This window comes from Streptococcus mitis (assembly GCF_003942775.1).
GTDB classification, from domain to species: domain Bacteria; phylum Bacillota; class Bacilli; order Lactobacillales; family Streptococcaceae; genus Streptococcus; species Streptococcus mitis_CN.
This window is the reverse complement of record NZ_RJNX01000005.1, coordinates 148,266-172,040: the sequence shown is the minus strand read 5'-3', so window position 1 is coordinate 172,040 and position 23,775 is coordinate 148,266. Positions and strand designations below refer to the sequence as shown.

23 protein-coding genes, 7 tRNA genes and 1 rRNA gene are annotated in these 23,775 nt (G+C 40.9%); 27 read left to right on the top strand and 4 right to left on the bottom strand.

The genetic code is table 11. From position 1 onward, the window contains the following. Window positions 1-55 precede the first annotated feature (55 nt). From rrf to D8848_RS08135, 8 genes are all read left to right on the top strand, one after another. Window positions 56-171, top strand: a 5S ribosomal RNA gene (gene rrf, locus D8848_RS08170). A 4-nt stretch (window positions 172-175) separates the two neighbouring features. Then, a tRNA-Val gene (locus D8848_RS08165) sits at window positions 176-248 on the top strand. A 2-nt stretch (window positions 249-250) separates the two neighbouring features. Beyond that, window positions 251-323 (top strand) — tRNA-Asp (locus D8848_RS08160). Window positions 324-347: 24 nt separating this feature from the next. Then, a tRNA-Lys gene (locus D8848_RS08155) sits at window positions 348-420 on the top strand. Window positions 421-425: 5 nt separating this feature from the next. Then, window positions 426-507: transfer RNA gene (locus tag D8848_RS08150), tRNA-Leu, on the top strand. An 18-nt stretch (window positions 508-525) separates the two neighbouring features. Then, window positions 526-604, top strand: a tRNA-Leu gene (locus D8848_RS08145). 11 nt (window positions 605-615) lie between these two features. Further along, window positions 616-689 (top strand) — tRNA-Arg (locus tag D8848_RS08140). A gap of 15 nt (window positions 690-704) precedes the next feature. Continuing rightward, window positions 705-778, top strand: a tRNA-Pro gene (locus D8848_RS08135). A 299-nt stretch (window positions 779-1,077) separates the two neighbouring features. On the opposite strand, the gene D8848_RS10940 is transcribed toward D8848_RS08135, so the two are convergent. Then, window positions 1,078-1,203 carry a hypothetical protein gene (locus D8848_RS10940; protein ID WP_260467300.1) on the bottom strand — a complete coding sequence of 42 codons (126 nt, stop codon included), beginning with the start codon at window positions 1,201-1,203 and terminating at the stop codon, window positions 1,078-1,080. Window positions 1,204-1,280: 77 nt separating this feature from the next. Between D8848_RS10940 and D8848_RS08130 the strand changes: the two genes are divergently transcribed. The 19 genes from D8848_RS08130 to D8848_RS08030 all read left to right on the top strand — a co-directional run bounded on the left by D8848_RS08130 (window position 1,281) and on the right by D8848_RS08030 (window position 20,578). Beyond that, window positions 1,281-1,472, top strand: coding sequence for a hypothetical protein (locus D8848_RS08130; protein WP_012972435.1), 192 nt, complete (start codon window positions 1,281-1,283; stop codon window positions 1,470-1,472). Then, a complete protein-coding gene (locus tag D8848_RS08125) occupies window positions 1,469-1,663 on the top strand; it encodes a hypothetical protein (RefSeq protein WP_045612718.1) in 195 nt (64 codons plus the stop codon). The genes D8848_RS08130 and D8848_RS08125 overlap by 4 nt, the downstream gene beginning before the upstream one ends. Further along, on the top strand, window positions 1,650-2,534 hold the full coding sequence (locus D8848_RS08120; protein ID WP_045612719.1) for an ABC transporter ATP-binding protein: 885 nt from the start codon (window positions 1,650-1,652) through the stop codon (window positions 2,532-2,534). The genes D8848_RS08125 and D8848_RS08120 overlap by 14 nt, the downstream gene beginning before the upstream one ends. A gap of 1 nt (window position 2,535) precedes the next feature. Continuing rightward, window positions 2,536-3,273, top strand: coding sequence for an ABC transporter permease (locus D8848_RS08115; protein WP_125443436.1), 738 nt, complete (start codon window positions 2,536-2,538; stop codon window positions 3,271-3,273). Then, entirely contained in the window at window positions 3,273-4,370 is a 1,098-nt protein-coding gene (locus D8848_RS08110; RefSeq protein WP_125443435.1) for a sensor histidine kinase, read from the top strand. The genes D8848_RS08115 and D8848_RS08110 overlap by 1 nt, the downstream gene beginning before the upstream one ends. Window position 4,371: 1 nt before the next feature. Further along, on the top strand, window positions 4,372-4,971 hold the full coding sequence (locus tag D8848_RS08105; RefSeq protein WP_045612722.1) for a response regulator transcription factor: 600 nt from the start codon (window positions 4,372-4,374) through the stop codon (window positions 4,969-4,971). Between the two features lie 314 nt (window positions 4,972-5,285). Beyond that, on the top strand, window positions 5,286-5,699 hold the full coding sequence (gene rpsL, locus D8848_RS08095) for a 30S ribosomal protein S12 (RefSeq protein ID WP_001142332.1): 414 nt from the start codon (window positions 5,286-5,288) through the stop codon (window positions 5,697-5,699). A gap of 19 nt (window positions 5,700-5,718) precedes the next feature. Continuing rightward, window positions 5,719-6,189 carry a 30S ribosomal protein S7 gene (gene rpsG, locus D8848_RS08090; protein WP_000087873.1) on the top strand — a complete coding sequence of 157 codons (471 nt, stop codon included), beginning with the start codon at window positions 5,719-5,721 and terminating at the stop codon, window positions 6,187-6,189. Between the two features lie 282 nt (window positions 6,190-6,471). Further along, a complete protein-coding gene (gene fusA / locus D8848_RS08085) occupies window positions 6,472-8,553 on the top strand; it encodes an elongation factor G (protein WP_000090348.1) in 2,082 nt (693 codons plus the stop codon). A 103-nt stretch (window positions 8,554-8,656) separates the two neighbouring features. Beyond that, window positions 8,657-13,048 (top strand): PolC-type DNA polymerase III, encoded by a 4,392-nt coding sequence (locus tag D8848_RS08080; protein WP_125443434.1) that lies wholly within the window; start codon window positions 8,657-8,659, stop codon window positions 13,046-13,048. A gap of 18 nt (window positions 13,049-13,066) precedes the next feature. Further along, window positions 13,067-13,219 (top strand): hypothetical protein, encoded by a 153-nt coding sequence (locus D8848_RS08075; protein WP_000776626.1) that lies wholly within the window; start codon window positions 13,067-13,069, stop codon window positions 13,217-13,219. A 20-nt stretch (window positions 13,220-13,239) separates the two neighbouring features. Then, a complete protein-coding gene (locus D8848_RS08070; protein WP_045612725.1) occupies window positions 13,240-14,481 on the top strand; it encodes an aminopeptidase in 1,242 nt (413 codons plus the stop codon). Between the two features lie 9 nt (window positions 14,482-14,490). Further along, a complete protein-coding gene (locus D8848_RS08065) occupies window positions 14,491-14,721 on the top strand; it encodes a GlsB/YeaQ/YmgE family stress response membrane protein (RefSeq protein WP_000901572.1) in 231 nt (76 codons plus the stop codon). Window positions 14,722-14,944: 223 nt separating this feature from the next. Beyond that, complete coding sequence (locus D8848_RS08060; protein WP_125443433.1) at window positions 14,945-15,667, top strand: pseudouridine synthase; 723 nt, start codon at window positions 14,945-14,947, stop codon at window positions 15,665-15,667. Window positions 15,668-15,778: 111 nt separating this feature from the next. After that, window positions 15,779-17,113, top strand: coding sequence for an aminopeptidase C (gene pepC, locus D8848_RS08050; protein ID WP_125443432.1), 1,335 nt, complete (start codon window positions 15,779-15,781; stop codon window positions 17,111-17,113). A gap of 138 nt (window positions 17,114-17,251) precedes the next feature. Next, window positions 17,252-18,568: an ISL3 family transposase gene (locus D8848_RS08045; RefSeq protein ID WP_125443431.1), complete on the top strand. Its 1,317-nt coding sequence runs from the start codon at window positions 17,252-17,254 to the stop codon at window positions 18,566-18,568. A gap of 261 nt (window positions 18,569-18,829) precedes the next feature. Beyond that, window positions 18,830-19,408, top strand: coding sequence for a DUF4230 domain-containing protein (locus tag D8848_RS08040; RefSeq protein ID WP_000493216.1), 579 nt, complete (start codon window positions 18,830-18,832; stop codon window positions 19,406-19,408). 166 nt (window positions 19,409-19,574) lie between these two features. Further along, window positions 19,575-19,820, top strand: coding sequence for a hypothetical protein (locus tag D8848_RS08035; protein ID WP_004238875.1), 246 nt, complete (start codon window positions 19,575-19,577; stop codon window positions 19,818-19,820). Window positions 19,821-20,158: 338 nt separating this feature from the next. Further along, window positions 20,159-20,578, top strand: a complete 420-nt coding sequence (locus D8848_RS08030) for a leucine-rich repeat domain-containing protein (protein WP_223339927.1) — start codon at window positions 20,159-20,161, stop codon at window positions 20,576-20,578. A gap of 234 nt (window positions 20,579-20,812) precedes the next feature. On the opposite strand, the gene D8848_RS08025 is transcribed toward D8848_RS08030, so the two are convergent. From D8848_RS08025 to D8848_RS08015, 3 genes are all read right to left on the bottom strand, one after another. Then, complete coding sequence (locus D8848_RS08025; protein WP_000136858.1) at window positions 20,813-21,724, bottom strand: PTS system mannose/fructose/sorbose family transporter subunit IID; 912 nt, start codon at window positions 21,722-21,724, stop codon at window positions 20,813-20,815. Between the two features lie 14 nt (window positions 21,725-21,738). Beyond that, complete coding sequence (locus tag D8848_RS08020; RefSeq protein WP_125443430.1) at window positions 21,739-22,551, bottom strand: PTS mannose/fructose/sorbose transporter subunit IIC; 813 nt, start codon at window positions 22,549-22,551, stop codon at window positions 21,739-21,741. A gap of 74 nt (window positions 22,552-22,625) precedes the next feature. Continuing rightward, entirely contained in the window at window positions 22,626-23,615 is a 990-nt protein-coding gene (locus D8848_RS08015; RefSeq protein WP_125443429.1) for a PTS sugar transporter subunit IIB, read from the bottom strand. Between the last annotated feature and the right edge of the window lie 160 nt (window positions 23,616-23,775).

The following is a 23,775-nucleotide window of genomic DNA, read 5'->3' as shown; positions in this document are numbered from 1 at the left end:
GAACGGTTTTCTTGATTTGAATAGATATTCAATTTTGAGTAGGTATTACTCAGAGTTAAGTGACGATAGCCTAGGAGATACACCTGTACCCATGCCGAACACAGAAGTTAAGCCCTAGAACGCCGGAAGTAGTTGGGGGTTGCCCCCTGTGAGATATGGAAGTCGCTTAGCTCTAGGGAGTTTAGCTCAGCTGGGAGAGCATCTGCCTTACAAGCAGAGGGTCAGCGGTTCGATCCCGTTAACTCCCATAGGTCCCGTAGTGTAGCGGTTATCACGTCGCCCTGTCACGGCGAAGATCGCGGGTTCGATTCCCGTCGGGACCGTTTGGAATAACGAAAGTTATTTTAGACTCGTTAGCTCAGTTGGTAGAGCAATTGACTTTTAATCAATGGGTCACTGGTTCGAGCCCAGTACGGGTCATATATGCGGGTTTGGCGGAATTGGCAGACGCACCAGATTTAGGATCTGGCGCTTAACGGCGTGGGGGTTCAAGTCCCTTAACCCGCATTAAGATATAATAAATGAGCCGGCTTATGGCAGACGCACAGGACTTAAAATCCTGCGATTGGTAACGATCGTACCGGTTCGATTCCGGTCCTCGGCATAATATAATGAGCACCCTTAGCTCAACTGGATAGAGTACCTGACTACGAATCAGGCGGTTAGAGGTTCGACTCCTCTAGGGTGCATTTTTCTATTTAACTCGGGAAGTAGCTCAGCTTGGTAGAGTACTTGGTTTGGGACCAAGGTGTCGCAGGTTCGAATCCTGTCTTCCCGATTCATTACAGAGATACGTAAGCGTATCTTTTTTGTTTAACTAGATATTATATACATTAAGAGAGAATCAGTTTGCTTCTCTCTTTTTTGAATTTCAGTAATTCATTTTGATCGCGTATACTTTTTTGTTTCCTGTCTTATTTAATAAATACTGTAGTTAATTATACACATTGAAATTTAATAGATTTTATAACTCTTATTAATTTTTAATAAAGTAATAGAAGAGTTTTTGTTGAACCTATAATATATGTTTCAATGTTATAAAAATTGCTGCTATTACGAGTTTAGATAAGTATTAGTTTACATTATAGTGTGAATGGGGTTTGATATTTCTTTTGAGGAGGCTGCCTTAGATTTTTCTACTTGTGTTTTATTGTATAGTGTATCTTGTTTGTTTTGAACAGAATTTTTAATGACATTTGTCATATCTCCTCATGACAGAAGCTTCTAGTGATTCTACCTTCAAAGAATTATACTAGATGTATCAAGTGGAGGAAGAAAAAATGAAACATAAAGTAATTGTCGCAATGAGTTTAGTAGCAGCAGGAGTCATGACTTATCTCATGTTCTCAGGATTGGATGAAGATTTCTATCATTTTCCTTGGGAGCTATTTGCAGGATTTGGAATGATGTCCTGGCTTATCCGAGAAGGTTTGAAATTAGTCTCAGATGTGAAAAAGGAGTTTGAAAAATGAAAAAAGCGTTTCTCTATCTTTTTATTGGACTATCACTAGTGGTATGGTTGGTAGAAATGTTTACAGGTTGGTTTGATCAAGCCTTCCTTCACCAAGCCATTCGCGGTGCCTGGGGACTGGGATTTATGATTTTTATCGCCTTTCCTATGGGAAAGGAGTGGTTGAAAGGAGAATATCATGAACATGATTAAGGTAGAAAGCCTAAATAAAAACATCAAGGGCAAGGCTATTTTGAAGGATATTTCCTTTGAGATAGCTGAAGGTGAATGCGTCGCCTTGATTGGGCCCAATGGTGCTGGGAAGACCACACTCTTGGACTGTTTGCTTGGAGATAAACGGGTCACAAGCGATCAAGTATCCATCCAAGGCTTGCCAGTGACGAGTTCTCAGTTAGACTACACAAGATCCTATCTCCCTCAAGAAAATGTCATCGTTCAGAAATTAAAGGTCAAAGAGTTGATTGCTTTCTTTCAAAGTATTTATCCAAATCCCTTGAGCAACCAGGAAATCGATCAACTATTGCAGTTTGACCAGCATCAGAAAGAGCAATTCGCAGAAAAATTGTCAGGCGGGCAAAAGCGTCTCTTCTCTTTTGTCTTGACCTTGATTGGGCGACCAAAGCTTGTCTTTTTAGATGAACCAACTGCTGCCATGGATACTTCAACTCGTCAACGCTTTTGGGAAATTGTTCAGGAACTAAAAGCTAAGGGAGTTACCATTCTCTATTCCTCCCATTATATCGAAGAGGTAGAGCATACAGCGGACCGGATTTTGGTCTTGAATAAGGGAGAGTTGATTCGTGATACGACGCCTCTAGCCATGCGTAGTGAGGGAATTGAAAAGCATTTTATCCTTCCTCTAGCATACAAGGAAGTCATTGAGCAGTCTAACTTGGTTGAAAACTGGTCACAAAAACAAGATGCTCTACAAGTAGTCACACGCGAAGCGGACGCTTTCTGGGAACTATTAGTTCAGGCAGGATGTAGGATTCAAGAAATTGAAGTCAATAATCGTAGCTTGCTGGATACAATCTTTGAAGAAACACAAAAGGGAGATGACTAAGATGAAACGATGGATCGCACTAAACAAGATAGAATTTCTATTGACCAAACGACAATTAGTCTATTATCTGTTATCCGTAGGGATGCCGACAGCCTTCTATTTATTTTTTTCTGGCATGTACCAGGACACACCAGGTGGGCCCGCGAATTTTATGCGTGATTACCTCATCTCCATGACAGCCTTTTCCATGATGTCGACAGCTATGTTTTCATTCCCAGCTGTTTTACATACCGATAAAATCAACAATTGGCAGAAAACATTACGCCATACTCCAGTAAATATGGTAGAATATTATCTATCAAAGATAACAAGTATGATGGTTGATTATTTGGTCTCAATCTTGGTGGTTTTCTCAGTTGGGCATTTTGTAAGAGGTGTGGATATGTCTCTTGGAAACTGGATTGGGGCTGCGTTCTTGCTGATAGTAGGAAGTGTAGCTTTTGTAGCGCTTGGCTTGACCTTGACACTCTTGCCTTCTAGTCAGCTGATGTCTGTCGTGGGCAATCTTCTCTATCTAGGCTTGGCTGTTTTAGGCGGACTCTGGATGCCCATCTCTTTATTTCCAGACTGGATGCAAGCAATCGGGAAGTGTCTACCAACTTATCAGTTGATGGAGTTGCTCAAGACCTTCTTAAACGAGGGTAGCATCAATCTATCAGCTACAGTTTATCTACTTGTTTTTTCAGCAGTTTTGTTTGGTTTGACCATTTACCTTCAAGGTCATAAGGAGAATGCTTAATGCTTGAAAGACTGAAAAGCATACATTATATGTTTTGGGCCAGTTTAATTTTTATGATTTTCCCCATCCTACCTGTAGTGACTGGGTGGCTTTCTGTCTGGCATTTATTCATTGATATTCTATTTGTAGTGGCATATTTGGGTGTTTTAACAACTAAGAGCCAGCGCCTATCTTGGCTATATTGGGGTCTCATGCTGACTTATGTAGTTGGGAATACTGCCTTTGTTGCTGTTAATTATATCTGGTTCTTCTTTTTCCTTTCTAACCTCTTAAGTTATCATTTTGGCGTACGTAGTTTAAAGTCTTTACATGTCTGGACTTTTCTTCTTGCTCAAGTCCTTGTTGTTGGCCAACTGTTGATTTTTCAGAGAATCGAAGTTGAGTTTCTATTCTATCTACTTGTAATTCTTGCTTTTGTCGATTTAATGACTTTTGGCTTGGTTCGGATTCGGATTGTGGAGGATTTGAAAGAAGCACAGGCTAAGCAAAATGCCCAGATAAATCTATTGCTTGCTGAAAATGAACGCAGTCGTATCGGTCAGGATTTGCATGATAGCTTGGGACACACTTTTGCTATGCTGAGTGTCAAGACAGATTTGGCCTTGCAGTTATTTCAGATGGAGGCTTATCCACAGGTGGAAAAGGAATTAAGAGAAATACAGCAAATTAGCAAAGAATCAATGCGTGAAGTGCGAACCATTGTAGAAAATCTTAAGTCTAGAACTTTGACATCCGAACTAGAGACTGTGAAAAAGATGTTAGAAATTGCTGGAATTGAGGTGGAAATAGCTAATCAACTAGATACAGCTAGCTTAACTCAGGAATTGGAGTCAACGGCTTCCATGATTTTGCTTGAGTTGGTGACCAATATCATCAAACATGCTAAAGCGTCTAAAGTCTACTTAAGATTAGAACGGACAGAGAAAGAACTCATTCTAACAGTGAGAGATGATGGCTGTGGCTTTACTTCTATAAAGGGGGATGACCTCCATACAGTTCGAGATCGTGTTCTTCCATTTTCGGGAGAAGTAAAGGTAATTAGTTGGAAAGAACCGACAGAAGTTCAGGTTCGACTACCTTATAAGGAGAGAAACTAAGATGAAACTACTTGTTGCAGAAGATCAAAGTATGTTACGAGATGCAATGTGCCAGTTGCTCACGCTTCAACCGGATGTAGAGTTTGTCTTTCAAGCCAAGAATGGGCAAGAAGCAATCCAACTATTAGAAAAGGAGTCTGTAGATATCGCCATCCTTGACGTAGAAATGCCTGTTAAGACAGGTCTTGAAGTCTTGGAGTGGATACGAGCAGAAAATCTAGCAACAAAGGTGGTTGTGGTGACGACCTTCAAGCGTCCTGGGTATTTTGAACGTGCGGTCAAGGCTGGAGTAGATGCTTATGTATTAAAAGAAAGAAACATTGCAGAGCTAATGCAAACCTTGCACACCGTCCTCGAAGGGCGCAAGGAGTATTCGCCTGAATTGATGGAAGTGGTGATGACGCATCCCAATCCATTAACGGAGCAAGAAATCGCAGTTTTAAAGGGAATTGCTCAGGGCTTCTCTAACCAAGAAATTGCAGACAAACTTTATCTATCCAACGGAACAGTCCGAAACTATGTCACCAATATTCTTTCCAAGCTAGATGCAGGCAATCGAACAGAGGCAGCTAATATCGCGAAAGAATCTGGTTGGTTGTGATGATATAATATTTTTTTGAACATTATGTGTTAAAATTGATGGAATTGAATGGAACAATACTAACTTTAGGAGGGTGGGATTCCTCCTTTTTCTTTTTTGGGGGAGCACTACAAAAGAGCTAAAATTAACAATAAAAAAGAAAAATATCTTGACAACCAATGGAAAATTTTGTTACAATAATAGACGGTACTTTTTACTTTTGGTCTCTCAAGAGTGTACAGGGACGTGCTGACAAATGTTGCAAAAGTACACACAGATGATAGCTGTCACCAAGTGTATCATCACCAAAAATAAAAAAACACAGGAGAATGTAGATGCCTACAATTAACCAATTGGTTCGCAAACCGCGTAAATCAAAAGTAGAAAAATCTAAATCACCAGCTTTGAACGTTGGTTACAACAGTCATAAAAAAGTTCAAACAAACGTTTCTTCACCACAAAAACGTGGTGTTGCAACTCGTGTTGGAACAATGACACCTAAAAAACCTAACTCAGCCCTTCGTAAATTCGCTCGTGTACGTTTGAGCAACCTTATCGAAGTTACTGCCTACATCCCAGGTATCGGACACAACTTGCAAGAACACAGCGTGGTTCTTCTTCGTGGTGGACGTGTAAAAGACCTTCCAGGGGTACGTTACCATATCGTCCGTGGTGCACTTGATACTGCAGGTGTTAACGATCGTAAACAAGGCCGTTCTAAATACGGTACTAAACGTCCAAAAGCATAAGGAAAGGGGATAAAGAGAAATGAGTCGTAAAAATAGAGCGCCAAAACGTGACGTATTGCCAGATCCGCTTTACAATTCACAACTAGTTACTCGTCTTATCAACCGCGTTATGCTTGATGGTAAACGTGGTACAGCTGCTTCAATCGTTTACGGTGCCTTTGAGCAAATCAAAGAAGCTACTGGTAACGATGCACTTGAAGTATTTGAAACAGCTATGGAAAACATCATGCCTGTACTTGAAGTACGTGCACGTCGTGTTGGTGGTTCTAACTACCAAGTCCCAGTTGAAGTTCGTCCAGAACGTCGTACAACACTTGGACTTCGTTGGTTGGTAACAATTGCTCGTCTTCGTGGTGAACACACAATGCAAGACCGTCTTGCAAAAGAAATCTTGGATGCTGCTAACAACACTGGTGCAGCTGTTAAGAAACGTGAAGACACTCACCGTATGGCTGAAGCTAACCGTGCATTCGCACACTTCCGTTGGTAATATAGGATGCGAAAGCGTTAAGAAAGTCCCAGAGAAAATAGGGAATCAAAGCAGGTTGCGATTGCAACCAATGAGATTCATCTTTTTCTCCAGACTTTTAGCTTGAGCTCAACTCAACTAACTTGGGCTTTTAGCCCGAGTTCAATTCAACTTGTAAATCTACAAGTTGAAACCAACAATAGCATGAAAACATTGAGAACGGGTAGGTCCTGCCTATCCGTTTTTATTAAAATCGTGTTATAATAGAATAGAAATCAAAAATAAATAGGAGAAACAAACCTCATGGCACGCGAATTTTCACTTGAAAAAACTCGTAATATCGGTATCATGGCTCACGTCGATGCTGGTAAAACAACAACTACTGAGCGTATTCTTTACTACACTGGTAAAATCCACAAAATCGGTGAAACTCACGAAGGTGCGTCACAAATGGACTGGATGGAGCAAGAGCAAGAGCGTGGTATCACTATCACATCTGCTGCGACAACAGCTCAATGGAACAACCACCGCGTAAACATCATCGACACACCAGGACACGTGGACTTCACAATCGAAGTACAACGTTCTCTTCGTGTATTGGATGGTGCGGTTACCGTTCTTGACTCACAATCAGGTGTTGAGCCTCAAACTGAAACAGTTTGGCGTCAAGCAACTGAGTACGGAGTTCCACGTATCGTATTTGCTAACAAAATGGATAAAATCGGTGCTGACTTCCTTTACTCTGTAAGCACACTTCACGATCGTCTTCAAGCAAATGCACACCCAATCCAATTGCCAATCGGTTCTGAAGATGACTTCCGTGGTATCATCGACTTGATCAAGATGAAAGCTGAAATCTATACTAACGACCTTGGTACAGATATCCTTGAAGAAGACATCCCAGCTGAATACCTTGACCAAGCTCAAGAATACCGTGAAAAATTGATTGAAGCAGTTGCTGAAACTGACGAAGAATTGATGATGAAATACCTCGAAGGTGAAGAAATCACTAACGAAGAATTGAAAGCTGGCATCCGTAAAGCGACTATCAACGTTGAATTCTTCCCAGTATTGTGTGGTTCTGCCTTCAAGAACAAAGGTGTTCAATTGATGCTTGATGCGGTTATTGACTACCTTCCAAGCCCACTTGACATCCCAGCGATCAAAGGTATCAACCCAGATACAGATGAAGAAGAAACTCGTCCAGCATCTGATGAAGAGCCATTTGCAGCTCTTGCCTTCAAGATCATGACAGACCCATTCGTAGGTCGTTTGACATTCTTCCGTGTATACTCAGGTGTTCTTCAATCAGGTTCATACGTATTGAACACTTCTAAAGGTAAACGTGAGCGTATCGGACGTATCCTTCAAATGCACGCTAACAGCCGTCAAGAAATTGACACTGTTTACTCAGGTGATATCGCTGCTGCCGTTGGTTTGAAAGATACTACAACTGGTGACTCATTGACAGATGAAAAAGCTAAAATCATCCTTGAGTCAATCAATGTTCCAGAACCAGTTATCCAATTGATGGTTGAGCCAAAATCTAAAGCTGACCAAGATAAGATGGGTATCGCTCTTCAAAAATTGGCTGAAGAAGATCCAACATTCCGCGTTGAAACAAACGTTGAAACTGGTGAAACAGTTATCTCTGGTATGGGTGAACTTCACCTTGACGTCCTTGTTGACCGTATGCGTCGTGAGTTCAAAGTTGAGGCGAACGTAGGTGCTCCTCAAGTATCTTACCGTGAAACATTCCGTGCTTCTACTCAAGCACGTGGATTCTTCAAACGTCAGTCTGGTGGTAAAGGTCAATTCGGTGATGTATGGATTGAATTTACTCCAAACGAAGAAGGTAAAGGATTCGAATTCGAAAACGCAATCGTCGGTGGTGTGGTTCCTCGTGAATTTATCCCAGCGGTTGAAAAAGGTTTGGTAGAATCTATGGCTAACGGTGTACTTGCAGGTTACCCAATGGTTGACGTTAAAGCTAAACTTTACGATGGTTCATACCACGATGTCGACTCATCTGAAACTGCCTTCAAGATTGCGGCTTCACTTGCCCTTAAAGAAGCTGCTAAATCAGCACAACCAGCTATCCTTGAGCCAATGATGCTTGTAACAATCACTGTTCCAGAAGAAAACCTTGGTGATGTTATGGGTCACGTAACTGCTCGTCGTGGACGTGTAGATGGTATGGAAGCACATGGTAACAGCCAAATCGTTCGTGCTTACGTTCCACTTGCTGAAATGTTCGGTTATGCAACAGTTCTTCGTTCTGCATCTCAAGGACGTGGTACATTCATGATGGTATTTGACCACTACGAAGATGTACCTAAGTCTGTACAAGAAGAAATTATTAAGAAAAACAAAGGTGAAGACTAATCTGTCCTCGCTCTAGAAGGAAGTCACTTAGTGGCTTCCTTTTGTCTTTAGAAAACACCTCTAAGTATGGTAAAATAGTAGAAGAATAATGTGAGGAAAATGAATGTCAAATAGTTTTGAAATTTTGATGAATCAATTGGGGATACCTGCTGAAATGAGACGGGCTCTTGCTTTAGCACAGGCCGATATTGAGCGAGTTGTGGTTCATAAAATTAGTAAGGTATGGGAGTTTCATTTCGTATTTTCTAATATTTTACCGATTGAAATCTTTTTAGAATTAAAGAAAGGTTTGAGGGAAGAATTTTCTAAGACAGGCAATAAAGCTATTTTCGAAATCAAGACTCTGTCTCAAGAATTTTCAAATCAACTCTTGCAGTCCTACTATAGAGAGGCTTTTTCTGAGGGGCCATGTGCTAGTCAAGGTTTTAAGTCCCTTTATCAGAATTTGCGAGTTCGTGCGGAGGGCAATCAGCTATTTATTGAAGGATCTGAGGCGATTGATAAGGAGCATTTTAAGAAAAATCACCTTCCTAATTTAGCGAAACAACTTGAAAAGTTTGGTTTTCCAGCTTTTAATTGTCAAGTAGAGAAGAATGATGTCCTGACACAAGAGCAGGAAGAGGCCTTTCATGCTGAAAATGAGCAGATTGTTCAAGCTGCTAACGAGGAAGCGCTCCGTGCTATGGAACAACTAGAACAGATGGCACCTCCTCCAGCGGAAGAGAAACCATCCTTTGATTTTCAAGCTAAAAAAGCTGCAGCTAAACCGAAGCTGGATAAGGCAGAGATTACTCCTATGATCGAAGTGACGACGGAGGAAAATCGTTTGGTCTTTGAAGGGGTTGTTTTTGATGTGGAGCAAAAAGTGACCAGAACAGGGCGTGTTTTGATCAACTTTAAAATGACGGACTACACTTCAAGTTTTTCGATGCAAAAGTGGGTTAAGAATGAAGAGGAAGCTCAGAAATTTGATCTCATCAAAAAGAATTCTTGGCTTCGTGTTCGTGGGAATGTAGAGATGAATAACTTCACACGCGATTTGACTATGAACGCGCAAGACGTGCAGGAAGTTATTCACTATGAGCGGAAGGATTTAATGCCAGAAGGAGAACGACGGGTTGAGTTTCATGCTCATACTAATATGTCGACCATGGATGCACTACCAGAGGTAGAAGAAATCGTTGCGACAGCTGCTAAGTGGGGACACAAGGCGGTTGCCATCACAGACCATGGAAATGTTCAGTCCTTCCCACATGGCTATAAGGCTGCTAAGAAAGCGGGAATCCAGCTGATCTATGGTATGGAAGCCAATATCGTGGAGGACCGTGTCCCTATCGTCTACAACGAAGTGGAGATGGACTTGTCGGAAGCGACCTACGTGGTCTTTGACGTGGAAACGACGGGGCTTTCAGCTATCTATAATGATTTGATTCAGGTTGCGGCCTCTAAGATGTACAAGGGGAATGTTATTGCTGAATTTGATGAATTTATCAATCCTGGACATCCCTTGTCAGCTTTTACTACTGAGTTGACTGGAATTACAGATGACCATGTCAAAAATGCCAAACCACTGGAACAAGTTTTGCAAGAATTCCAAGAATTCTGCAAGGATACGGTCTTAGTTGCCCACAATGCTACCTTTGACGTTGGATTTATGAATGCCAACTATGAGCGTCATGGTCTTCCAAGGATTAGTCAGCCAGTTATCGATACGTTAGAGTTTGCTAGAAACCTCTATCCTGAGTATAAGCGTCATGGTTTGGGACCTTTGACCAAGCGTTTTGGTGTGGCCTTAGAACATCACCACATGGCCAACTACGATGCGGAAGCTACTGGTCGTCTGCTCTTCATCTTTATCAAAGAGGTAGCAGAAAAACATGGTGTGACCGATCTAGTTAGACTTAATATTGATTTGATTAGTCCAGATTCTTATAAAAAAGCTCGGATCAAGCATGCGACTATTTATGTCAAGAATCAGGTAGGTCTAAAAAATATCTTTAAGTTGGTTTCTTTGTCCAATACCAAGTATTTTGAAGGGGTGCCACGAATTCCGAGAACAGTTTTAGATGCCCATCGGGAAGGATTGATTCTGGGGTCGGCTTGTTCAGAAGGTGAAGTTTTTGATGCGGTTGTTTCCCAAGGTGTGGATGCGGCGGTTGAGGTGGCCAAGTATTATGACTTTATCGAGGTCATGCCACCAGCTATCTATGCTCCCTTGATTGCCAAGGAGCAGGTCAAGGATATGGAAGAACTCCAGACCATTATCAAGAGTTTGATAGAGGTGGGAGACCGTCTTGGCAAGCCCGTTTTGGCTACGGGAAATGTCCACTATATCGAACCAGAAGAAGAGATTTACCGTGAAATTATCGTCCGTAGTTTGGGACAGGGGGCGATGATTAACCGAACTATCGGTCATGGGGAACATGCTCAACCAGCTCCTCTGCCAAAAGCCCATTTTAGAACGACTAATGAGATGTTGGATGAATTTGCCTTCTTGGGAGAGGAACTAGCTCGCAAATTGGTTATTGAAAACACCAATGCCTTGACAGAAATCTTTGAACCCGTTGAGGTTGTTAAGGGTGACTTGTACACGCCTTTCATCGACAAAGCTGAAGAAACGGTCGCTGAGCTGACCTATAAGAAAGCTTTTGAGATTTATGGAAATCCGTTGCCAGATATCGTTGATTTGCGGATTGAAAAAGAATTAACTTCTATTCTGGGGAATGGATTTGCTGTGATTTATCTGGCTTCGCAGATGCTAGTGCAACGTTCCAATGAACGGGGTTACTTGGTTGGTTCCCGTGGATCTGTTGGTTCCAGTTTTGTTGCGACCATGATTGGGATTACGGAGGTTAATCCTCTCTCTCCTCACTATGTCTGTGGTCAGTGTCAATACAGCGAGTTTATCACCGATGGTTCTTATGGTTCAGGATTTGATATGCCCAATAAGGATTGTCCAAACTGTGGTCACAAACTCAGCAAAAATGGGCAGGATATTCCGTTTGAGACCTTCCTTGGTTTTGATGGGGATAAGGTTCCCGATATTGACTTGAACTTTTCGGGAGAGGATCAGCCTAGCGCCCACTTGGATGTGCGTGATATCTTTGGTGAGGAATATGCCTTCCGTGCAGGAACGGTTGGTACGGTGGCTGCCAAGACTGCCTATGGATTTGTAAAGGGCTATGAGCGAGATTATGGCAAGTTTTATCGTGATGCAGAAGTGGAACGTCTCGCTCAAGGTGCTGCTGGTGTCAAACGGACAACAGGCCAACACCCAGGGGGAATCGTTGTTATTCCTAACTACATGGATGTCTACGACTTTACGCCTGTCCAGTATCCAGCAGATGATGTGACGGCTGAATGGCAGACCACTCACTTTAACTTCCATGATATCGACGAGAACGTCCTCAAACTTGATGTATTGGGACATGATGATCCGACCATGATTCGGAAATTGCAGGACTTGTCTGGGATTGATCCTAATGAAATCCCTATGGATGACGAAGGTGTGATGGCCCTCTTTTCTGGGACGGATGTGTTAGGGGTAACACCTGAACAAATTGGAACGCCTACGGGTATGTTGGGGATTCCAGAGTTTGGAACCAACTTTGTTCGTGGAATGGTGGACGAGACGCACCCAACGACTTTTGCGGAGTTGCTGCAGTTGTCTGGATTGTCCCACGGTACTGATGTCTGGTTGGGAAATGCCCAGGATTTAATCAAGCAAGGAATTGCGGACCTGTCGACCGTTATCGGTTGTCGGGACGACATCATGGTTTACCTCATGCATGCGGGTCTGGAACCTAAGATGGCTTTTACCATTATGGAACGGGTACGTAAGGGCTTGTGGCTCAAGATTTCCGAAGAGGAACGCAATGGCTATATCGAAGCCATGAAGGCTAATAAGGTGCCAGAGTGGTATATCGAGTCCTGTGGGAAAATTAAGTACATGTTTCCTAAAGCCCATGCGGCAGCCTACGTTATGATGGCCTTGCGTGTGGCCTACTTCAAGGTTCACCATCCCATTTATTATTACTGTGCTTACTTCTCAATCCGTGCTAAGGCCTTTGATATCAAGACAATGGGGGCGGGCTTGGATGCCATCAAACGCAGAATGGAAGAAATCTCTGAAAAACGGAAGAACAATGAAGCTTCTAATGTAGAAATTGATCTCTATACAACTCTTGAGATTGTCAATGAGATGTGGGAGCGTGGTTTCAAGTTTGGAAAACTCGATCTCTACCGTAGTCAGGCAACAGAGTTCCTCATCGATGGGGATACCCTCATTCCACCATTTGTAGCAATGGATGGTCTGGGAGAGAACGTTGCTAAGCAGTTGGTGCGAGCGCGTGAAGAGGGAGAATTCCTCTCTAAAACAGAACTACGCAAGCGTGGTGGGCTCTCATCAACCTTGGTTGAAAAGATAGATGAAATGGGGATTCTGGGCAATATGCCAGAGGATAACCAACTCAGTTTGTTTGATGAGTTGTTTTAAGGTCTTGGAGGAAAAAAGATGAAACTAAGAATTTTTGCGGAAGATAAGCCGGCTGAGAAGGTATTTGAATATCAATTGGAACTTGCTGACCAGACAATCCTTCTATCAACAGCACTCTTGTCAGGTGCTATTGCTTTAGCAGGATTATTCTCTGCTTTGAAAGAAAAATAAAATAGAAAAGAGAAAACAACATGGTTTTACCAAATTTTAAAGAAAATCTAGAAAAATATGCGAAATTACTGGTTGCGAACGGAATCAACGTGCAGGCTGGTCACACTTTGGCTCTTTCTATTGATGTGGAGCAACGCGAGTTGGCTCACTTAATCGTCAAAGAAGCTTATGCTTTGGGTGCACATGAGGTGATCGTTCAGTGGACAGATGATATCATCAACCGTGAGAAATTCCTCCACGCACCGATGGAGCGTCTGGATAATGTACCAGAATACAAGATTGCTGAGATGAACTATCTCTTGGAGAACAAGGCTAGCCGTCTTGGAGTTCGTTCATCTGATCCAGGTGCCTTGAACGGAGTGAATGCTGACAAGCTTTCAGCTTCTGCTAAAGCTATGGGACTTGCCATGAAGCCAATGCGTATCGCAACTCAATCTAACAAGGTTAGCTGGACTGTAGCAGCCGCTGCTGGACTTGAGTGGGCTAAGAAAGTCTTTCCAAATGCTGCTAGCGATGAAGAAGCAGTCGATCTCCTTTGGGACCAAATCTTTAAAACTTGCCGTGTCTACGAAGAAGATCCTGTTAAGGCCTGGGAAGAGCATGCAGCTATCCTCAAGAGCAAGGCCGATATGCTTAATAAAGAGCAATTTTCAGCCCTTCACTACACAGCGCCAGGGACAGATTTGACCCTTGGATTGCCGAAGAACCACGTTTGGGAATCAGCTGGTGCTATCAATGCACAGGGCGAAGGATTCTTGCCAAATATGCCGACAGAGGAAGTCTTCACAGCGCCTGACTTCCATCGTGCAGATGGTTATGTCACTTCTACAAAACCGCTTAGCTATAATGGAAATATCATCGAAGGAATTAAAGTAAGCTTCAAGGATGGACAAATTGTGGATATCACTGCTGAGAAGGGTGATCAGGTTATGAAGGATCTTGTCTTTGAAAATGCGGGTGCGCGTGCCTTGGGTGAATGTGCCTTGGTACCAGATCCAAGCCCAATTTCTCAGTCAGGCATTACCTTCTTTAACACCCTTTTCGATGAGAATGCTTCAAACCACTTGGCTATTGGTGCAGCCTATGCAACTAGCGTTGTTGGTGGAGCGGAGATGAGCGAAGAGGAGCTTGAAGCTGCGGGGCTTAACCGTTCAGATGTTCACGTAGACTTTATGATTGGTTCTAACCAAATGGATATCGATGGTATCCGTGAGGATGGGACACGTGTACCACTCTTCCGTAACGGAGATTGGGCAAAGTAAGGAGATAATATGTTAGGAAGTATGTTCGTTGGTCTCCTAGTGGGATTTTTAGCAGGTACTCTAACCAATCGTGGAGAGCGAATGGGATGTTTTGGAAAAATGTTTCTGGGCTGGATTGGTGCCTTTATAGGCCATTTGCTTTTTGGAACTTGGGGACCGATAATAGCAGGAACTGCCATTATTCCGGCAGTACTAGGTTCCATGATTGTCTTAGCGATTTTCTGGAGACGAGGAAGTTAATTTCTTAAATCTGATACTCAATGAAAATCAAAGAGCAAACTAGGAAACTAACCGCAGATTGCTCAAATCACTGTTTTGAGGTTGTAGATAGAACTGACGAAGTCAGTAACATATATACGGCAAGACGACGTTGACGCGGTTTGAAGAGATTTTTGAAGAGTATGAAACGAAAAGGAGATTGGTCATTGTACCAGCCTCCTTTTGAGTATGATATAATAGTTCTATGAGATTAGATAAATTTTTAGTTGCCTGTGCTGTGGGGAGCCGGACTGAGGTCAAAAACTTGCTCAAGGCTGGGCGCGTGACGGTAAATGGTAAAAAAGAAAAGTCGGCTAAATTGCAGATTGATGAAGAAAGAGATGAGATTCACTTTGATGGGCAAGTACTGGAGTATGAAGAGTTTGTCTATTACATGATGAACAAGCCCCAAGGGGTTATTTCAGCGACTGAGGATCCCAAACACAGAACCGTTCTGGACTTGTTGGATGACTTGGCTCGGAGCAAGGAAGTTTTCCCAGTAGGACGCTTGGATATTGATACACATGGTCTTCTACTCTTGACCAATGATGGCCAGCTTGCCCATGCTCTTCTTTCGCCCAAGCGTCATGTGGACAAGACTTATCAGGCACAAGTCAAGGGAATCATGACCCAAGGAGATGTGGAGACATTTGCTGAGGGTATTCCTCTCAAAGACTTTACCTGTCAGCCCGCTAGACTGGAGATTCTTTCCACAGATACAGAAAAGAATCAAAGCCAAATCCGTGTGACTATTGCAGAAGGGAAGTTTCATCAGGTCAAGCGTATGGTTGCCTACTGTGGTAAGGAAGTGATGGACTTGCAACGTTTGACTATGGGAACGCTAGTATTGGATGAGAACCTAGAACGAGGGGAATGGCGCCGCTTGACCAAGGAGGAATTGGAAAATCTTCTTGCTAGTATTGCTTAATCTGCTTTATATTAGAAAAAGGGGAGGGACAATGTCCTTGCCTTTTATGTTTTTCAGTTGCTTCCTTTGTGAAAAGAGTTATAATAGACTGTAGAATAAAAGGAGGAATCTATGAACGCGATTCAAGAATCATTTACTGATAAACTATTTGCCAACTATGAAGCAAATGTCAAATACCAAGCGATTGAAAATGCTGCTAGCCACAACGGGATTTTTGCAGCTCTAGAACGCCGTCAAAGCCATGTAGACAATACACCTGTTTTCTCATTGGATTTGACCAAGGACAAGGTAACTAACCAGAAAGCATCTGGTCGTTGCTGGATGTTTGCAGCCCTCAACACCTTCCGCCACAAGCTTATCTCACAATACAAACTAGAAAATTTTGAGTTATCACAGGCCCACACATTTTTCTGGGACAAGTATGAGAAATCAAACTGGTTCTTGGAGCAAGTCATTGCGACTGCAGACCAGGACTTGACGAGCCGCAAGGTTAAATTCCTACTTCAAACACCACAACAAGACGGTGGTCAATGGGATATGGTCGTTGCCCTCTTTGAGAAATACGGTGTCGTTCCTAAGTCTGTTTACCCTGAGTCTGTTTCATCTAGTAGCAGTCGTGAGCTCAATGCCATCCTTAACAAATTGCTTCGCCAAGATGCTCAAATCTTGCGTGACTTGCTTGCTTCTGGCGCAGACCAAGCGACTGTTCAAGCTAAGAAAGAAGACCTCTTGCAAGAAATTTTTAACTTCCTTGCTATGTCATTGGGGCTTCCACCACGAAAATTTGACTTTGCTTATCGCGATAAAGACAACAACTACCAAAGCGAAAAGAGCATTACACCACAAGAGTTTTACAAGAAATATGTCAATCTTCCTCTAGAAGACTACGTTTCTGTTATCAATGCTCCAACTGCTGATAAACCTTATGGCCAATCTTATACAGTTGAGATGTTGGGAAATGTGGTTGGTAGCCGTGCGGTTCGTTACATTAACGTACCGATGGAGCGCTTGAAAGAATTGGCAATCGCTCAAATGCAAGCAGGTGAGACTGTTTGGTTTGGTTCAGATGTCGGTCAGCTTAGCAACCGTAAAGCTGGAATTCTTGCGACAGATGTTTATGATTTTGAATCAAGCATGGACATTAAACTCACTCAAGACAAGGCTGGACGTTTGGATTACAGTGAAAGCTTAATGACCCACGCTATGGTCTTGACAGGTGTTGACTTGGATGAAAATGGTAAGTCAACCAAGTGGAAGGTTGAAAACTCTTGGGGAGATAAGGTAGGTACAGATGGTTACTTTGTTGCCTCAGACGCTTGGATGGACGAGTACACTTACCAAATTGTTGTTCGTAAGGAATTACTAACAGCAGAAGAACAAGCTGCCTATGAAGCAGAACCAATCGTCCTTGCACCATGGGATCCAATGGGTGCCTTGGCTGAATAAATGAGATATAAAAAGAACGGTTCTATAATTTTTAGGGTTGATGGAAATTTTCCACCAACCCTATTTTAGTGTATACAAAAAGGCCAACATCCATTATATTAAAAGCGCTGAAACCTAAAACAAAAGGATGATGACCATATGAACAATATACTAGAAGCTACACTACAAATCAAAGATAAAAACATTATTTGGGATAATAAAGTTCAAGAGAAGATATTTAAAAAGAGAAAATCTTTATTTTATGCAGCTACTTATACGCATAAACCAGAATTTTGTACCGTTTGTGGGTGTGTTAGCCGAAATAATAATATCGTTAAAAACGGCACGAAAACATCTCGTATCACTCTCTGTTCTGTTTCAGGCCTAGCGGCCTACTTAAATCTACGCAAGCAGAGATTTCTCTGTAGAGAATGCGGCTCTTCATTTACCGCAGACACTAGTCGAATCGTAGAAAAACACTGTCATATCTCTAAACACTTAAAAAACGAAATTAAATCAAAAATAAGTGAAACAGTATCTGAAACCTATATCGCAAAAGAAACAAATGTTTCAGTTCATACGGTAAGACGTATCATAGATGATACAACACGTTTACTAAAGATTAAACCATTACACGATTTACCTGAGCATTTGTGTTTTGATGAATTTAAATCCGTCAAATCTTCCGATAGTAATATGAGCTTCATTATTTGTGATAGCACTACACACAAGCTGGTCGATGTTGTACGAGATAGAAAATCTTACAGCTTGAAAAAGTATTTTCATCGTTTTGAGCCTAAGACTAGATTAAAGGTAAAAACTATCTCCATCGACATGTACTTACCGTACATTCAATTAATAAAAGAAATGTTTCCTAACGCTAAAATTATCATTGATCCTTTTCATATCGTACAAGCCTTAAATAGAGAATTAAATCGAACTCGGGTACGTGTCATGAATAAGCATCGCTATAAAGACTCTAAATTATATCGAAAGTTAAAACATTATTGGAAGTTAATTTTAAAGAACTCTAATGAACTTCAGAACTATAAATATAATCGTTATAAGCTTTTTGAAAGCTTCATAACAAGTAAAGGAATCGTAGATTATATCTTAGAAAAAAATCCATCTCTTAAAAATGATTATGAGGTTGTACATTCACTTCGTGAATGTATACAGGATAGAGATTATATAGAATTCAAGGAAACGATTGAAGCAGCTACGCAATTAGACCTATCTCCTGGTTTAAAAAGAGTATTAAAGACTCTTATGACTTACTTGCCATATATTCAAAATACTTGTGAGTGTCCAACTAGAACAAATGGCCCTATTGAAGGAATAAACAATAAAATAAAAGTGCTTAAAAGAAATGCCTACGGCTTTAGAAACTATTACCATTTTAGAAATAGGATTATTTTAATAACAAAAATGTTTGGCCCAAAACAAAAAGGAATTAAGCAACAATTAGTTGCTTAATCCCTTCCTAAATTTCTTCATCAACACTATTTGACAAAGAGCCCTTTTTTAGTGCTCAAAATAGCACTCAATTTTAAATGGATTTGGTGTTCAAAAAATATAATCAAATGCAACAAACTAATTTCATTTTTAATAGGCACAATTAATTTTAGAAGATAGTACGAAAAAATATTGACTATTTTCTTTAGAATGTGTAAAATTTAGATAGATTATTTAAAGTGAGGTTTTTTTATCTTGTCTATATTAAAGAAGAAAGTTAATATGTTTAGTGTACTATTGAATGTGGTATTAATAGCTATTATAGCTATTGGAGTGCTATTTTTCTTACCTAAGGAACATAAATCAGAAGTCAAATCGTCAATTAATATCGAAAGTATTGAAAAAGTGAATGAAGTTGTATTTTTGAATGCGGGAATTAATGAAATTATTTCTGAAACAAAAACAACTCAAGTTTTTGGGTTTGATGTGCCGTTCTCTAAAAAAGCAGCATTAGTAATTTTAAATTATAAAGCTAAATTTGGAATTAAAAGTAGTGTAAAGGTTGAACAAATAAGCGAAAAAGAATATAAGGTTATTGTTCCAAAATTGGAAGTAATTGGTGTTGAACTTTCAAAAGATAATCCTTATGATTTATATGATAGTCATGGAGAGTTATTAAGTGGAACTACAGAAGATATTGATACTGGGAAATTGGTCGCTAACCAACTTTCTAGTGATAAACAAGCAGAGTATTTAGATAAATTTAAGAGTGAAATTAAAGAATCTGCAATCAATTATTATAAAACAATATTTTCTTCAATGGATTCTGAAGTAAAAGTAACTATAGAATTTACAGAATAATTTTTGAAATACAAAACCCTGGCCATCTCTGGTCAGGGTTTTGTGTGGTTCTATAATTTTTAGGGTTGATGGAAATTTTCCACCAACCCTATTTTAGTGTATACAAAAAGGCCAACATCCATTATATTAAAAGCGCTGAAACCTAAAACAAAAGAATGATGACCATATGAACAATATACTAGAAGCTACACTACAAATCAAAGATGCACACAATGAAGGTGTTACATTCCATTTCTTAGAGAATATTAAAGAAGTATTGCGTGATGAGAGTGGGAAAGTAACTGGTGTAAAGGTTATTACAATGGAACTTGGTGAATCAGATGAAAGTGGAAGAAGATCAACGCATGAAGTGGCAGGTAGTGAACATATTATTCCATGTGACCTTGTCGTTGCAGCAATTGAACAAAAGTAGACTTTAGTGTTCTAGATGAAAGGTAAAAATTTGACTTTCGGTCAACATCAGAATACAATAGAAATGAACTAATAACAGGGGATGCATATTTAGGTCCTCAATCTATCGCAACCGCAATTAAAGGCGGGTGAGAAGTTGCGACAGAAGTACATGAATCGTTTAAAGAAAACACATAAATAACTTGTGGTGCCTTTCGTTTTTTTACTGGGAAAATTAAGGAACTATAGTTATAAATCCTTAAATATATTAATATATTAACGTGCGTATATTTATGGGAAGAAGGTTATGTCATCTATAGTTGTACTTCTGACGATAAGGTTGTTCGTGTACCAAAGGAAATTAAAGGTAAACCTGTTATCGCAATTGGAGAACGTGGTCTTGCGAACTTGAAACATTGTGAGGCAATCGTTTTACCAGATACAGTACGATATATTGGAAAAGGTGCGTTTACGATTGACAATAAGTTAAAGTATGTCCACTTTGGTAAGTCAATAGAAACAGTAGAAGATGATGTTTTCAACTCTGATAGTTCATTAGAATCAGTTGTATTCCCAGAAGGAACAAAGAGTATTGGAACATTAGTATTTTGGGGGACATCATCAATTAAATCTATTACAATTCCAGCAAGTGTAACAGAAATTACAGAATACTTCTATTTTGTGGATAACTGTAACCCAGATGTAGAAATCCATACACCTAAGGGATCAAAGGCAGAAGAAGTAGCTAAAGCAATGCAACTTAAAGTAGTAAATGACTAAAGGGGAATAGTATGAACAAAAAATTACTATCAGGCTTAGGGACTGACCCCAAAAAGTGAGAATTTAATAAAAACACCCTAGGGCTACCGTCTTCGGTATTCAACCGGAGACAGGTAGTCCAATTTTTGTTGGATTCTTTTTTCATTAGGTTCTTCATCAACACTATTTGACAAAGAGCCAAAAGAATCAGGTGATAAACCTGATTCTTTTTTTGTTTGTACATTCTCACCAAGATTACATGATACCGAAGAAACGAGCTGCGATACCTACTGCAAAGAGTGCAAGGATGATTGAGATTGGTGATACTTTTTTCTTAAGCAACCACATGCAAAGGAAAGTAAGGAGAAGTCCCATCAATCCTGGAATCAATGAGTTCAACTGACCTTGAAGGGTTTGTGGTTGAATCTTATCTAGGCTCAATCCCCCAAGTGCTTGACCAAGGATACCTTTCAATTCAGCACCTGATACAGGACCTTCTGGGAAGTTGATGTAGGCACCTTCAGCCAATTGTTTACCAGGAAGGTTAACTGTGAAGTTGATAGATACCCAACGTTGTACAAGAACGGCAAGGATGAACATACCAAGGATAGAAGCACCTTTAGTGATGTCTTTCAAAATACCACCAGACATGTCTTTAGTGATTTCAGATCCAGCTTTGTAACCAAACTCTTGTGTGTACCATAGGAAGGCCATACGGATAGCATTCCATCCGAAGAAGAAGAGAAGTGGACCAACCAAGTTACCAGATGCAGCAAGTGATGCACCAAGAGCTCCAAGGATAGGACGAACTGTAAACCAGAATACTGGGTCACCGATACCAGCAAGAGGTCCCATCATACCGATTTTAACCCCTTGGATAGCAGCGTCGTCGATTTCAACACCGTTCGCACGTTCTTCTTCAAGTGCAAGAGTAACCCCCATGATTGGAGCAGCTACGTATGGGTGAGTGTTGAAGAACTCAAGGTGGCGCTCAAGAGCAGCCGCTTGGTCTTCTTTAGTAGTGTACAATTTTTTGATAGCTGGGATTAATGAGTAAGCCCAACCCAAGTTTTGCATACGCTCGTAGTTCCAAGAACCTTGAAGGAATTGTGAACGCCACCAAACTTTTTTACGATCTGATTTTGATAATTGAAGTTTTTCAGTCATGATTGTTCTCCTTTCTAGTAGTCTTCTAGGATATCACCGATTGGATCGTTAGAAGTCGCAGCTCCGCCGCCACCGTTACCACCTTGTTTTGAAAGGTTAAGGTAGATGAAGGCAAGGGCAACACCGACTACACCAAGGGCAATCAAAGTCAATTGAGAAATGGCAGCAAAAGCAAAACCGATTGCGAAGAATGGCCATACTTCACGAGTTGCCATCATGTTGATAACCATAGCGTAACCAACGGCAACGACCATAGCACCACCGACAGCCATACCACCGTTCAACCAGTCTGGCATCAATTTAAGAGCATCTTGAACGGCAGAAGCTGGGATAGCGATAAGGAAGGCAGCAGGGATTGCAATACGAAGACCTTGAAGAAGAAGTGCAACAAAGTGAGCACGTTCAACAGCTGCAATATTTCCTTCTTTAGCGGCAGCATCGGCAGTGTGAACCAAACCAACTGAGATTGTACGAACAATCATTGTCAAGAAAAGTCCAGCTACGGCAAGTGGAATAGCTGTTGCTGTTGCAACGGCGATACCTTCAGTAGTAAAGTTACCACCTTTGATCAAGATGATTGCTGCGGCAACAGATGCAAGAGCAGCGTCAGGAGCTACGGCAGCTCCGATATTTGCCCAACCAAGGGCAATCATTTGAAGTGATCCACCAAGCATAACACCTGCTTCGAGGTTACCAGTTACAAGTCCGATAAGGGTACATGCGACGATTGGTTGATGGAATTGGAATTGGTCGAGGATACCTTCAAGACCTGCAAGGAAGGCAACAACTACAACCAAGACAGCAGAAATAATTGAAATATCTGACATGGTTTTATTCCTTTTCTATTTAATGATAATAAAGTGAAAAATTTTCTTAGGATTCTTCTATAGTTTAATGTCTATTATTGAACGTTGGCTTTGTTAATCAAGTCAAACAAATCTTTTTTGGTGTCGTTTGGTACTTTACGTACGTCAAATTCAACACCGAGGTCACGCATTTTTTCAAATGTAGCAACGTCATCTTTGTCCATAGACAAAACGTTGTTGACCATTGTTTTACCTGTTGAGTGAGCCATTGATCCTACGTTAAGGGTCTTGATTGGCACGCCACCTTCGATTGCACGAAGGGCATCTTGAGGTGTTTCAAACAAGATAAGGGCATGTGTTTCTCCAAAGCGTGGGTCTTTTGCAACCTCGATCAATTTTTGAATTGGAACCACATTGGCTCTGACATTATTTGGAGCTGCTTGTTTAATCAATTCTTTACGAAGGTCGTCGTTTGCTACGTTATCTGAAGCAACGATGATACGATCTGCTTTTGAATCTGGTGTCCAAGCAGTTGCAACTTGTCCGTGAAGAAGACGTGTGTCAAGACGGGCAAGATTGATTTTCAATTTACCGTCTCCGATAACAGTTCCTTCTGGAATAGCAGCTTGGGCAACTGGAGCAGCTGCAGCACTTGCAACTTCTTCAACTGGATTGAGCTCTTCTGGAAGAGCCTTGATGCCATCTTTGGCTTCTTTAATGATATTAGCAGCGACTTTTTCTACACCTGCAGTAGCGTCCATGAGGCGCTCTGTGTAGGCTTGAATCAACATCGGTAAGTTAAGTCCTGTGATGATGGCAAACTTACGCTCAGGATTTTCTCCCATCACGCGACTAGCTTGGTTAAATGGAGATCCACTCCAAAGGTCAGCCAAAACTAGAACCTCATCTTCTGCGTCAAATGCAGCAACAGCGTTATTAAACTTAGCGTATAGATCATCAGGACCTTCATTTGGCATAAAGGTTACAACTTGAACCTTTTCTTGTTCACCAAAGATCATAGATCCTGACTGATGAATACCCGCAGCAAATTCGCCGTGGCTCGCAATAATGATTCCGATACTCATTATTGTCATTCCTCCTTTTTTGTTTTAGTTTTCGTTTAAGAAAACTTTAAGACTTTTTAAGTATAAACCGTTTTCATCTAAAAATCAACTATTTATCATAAAATAATTAAAAAGATTACATCTGAAAATATTGATATATTGAGTTTTAGAGAAGTTTTTT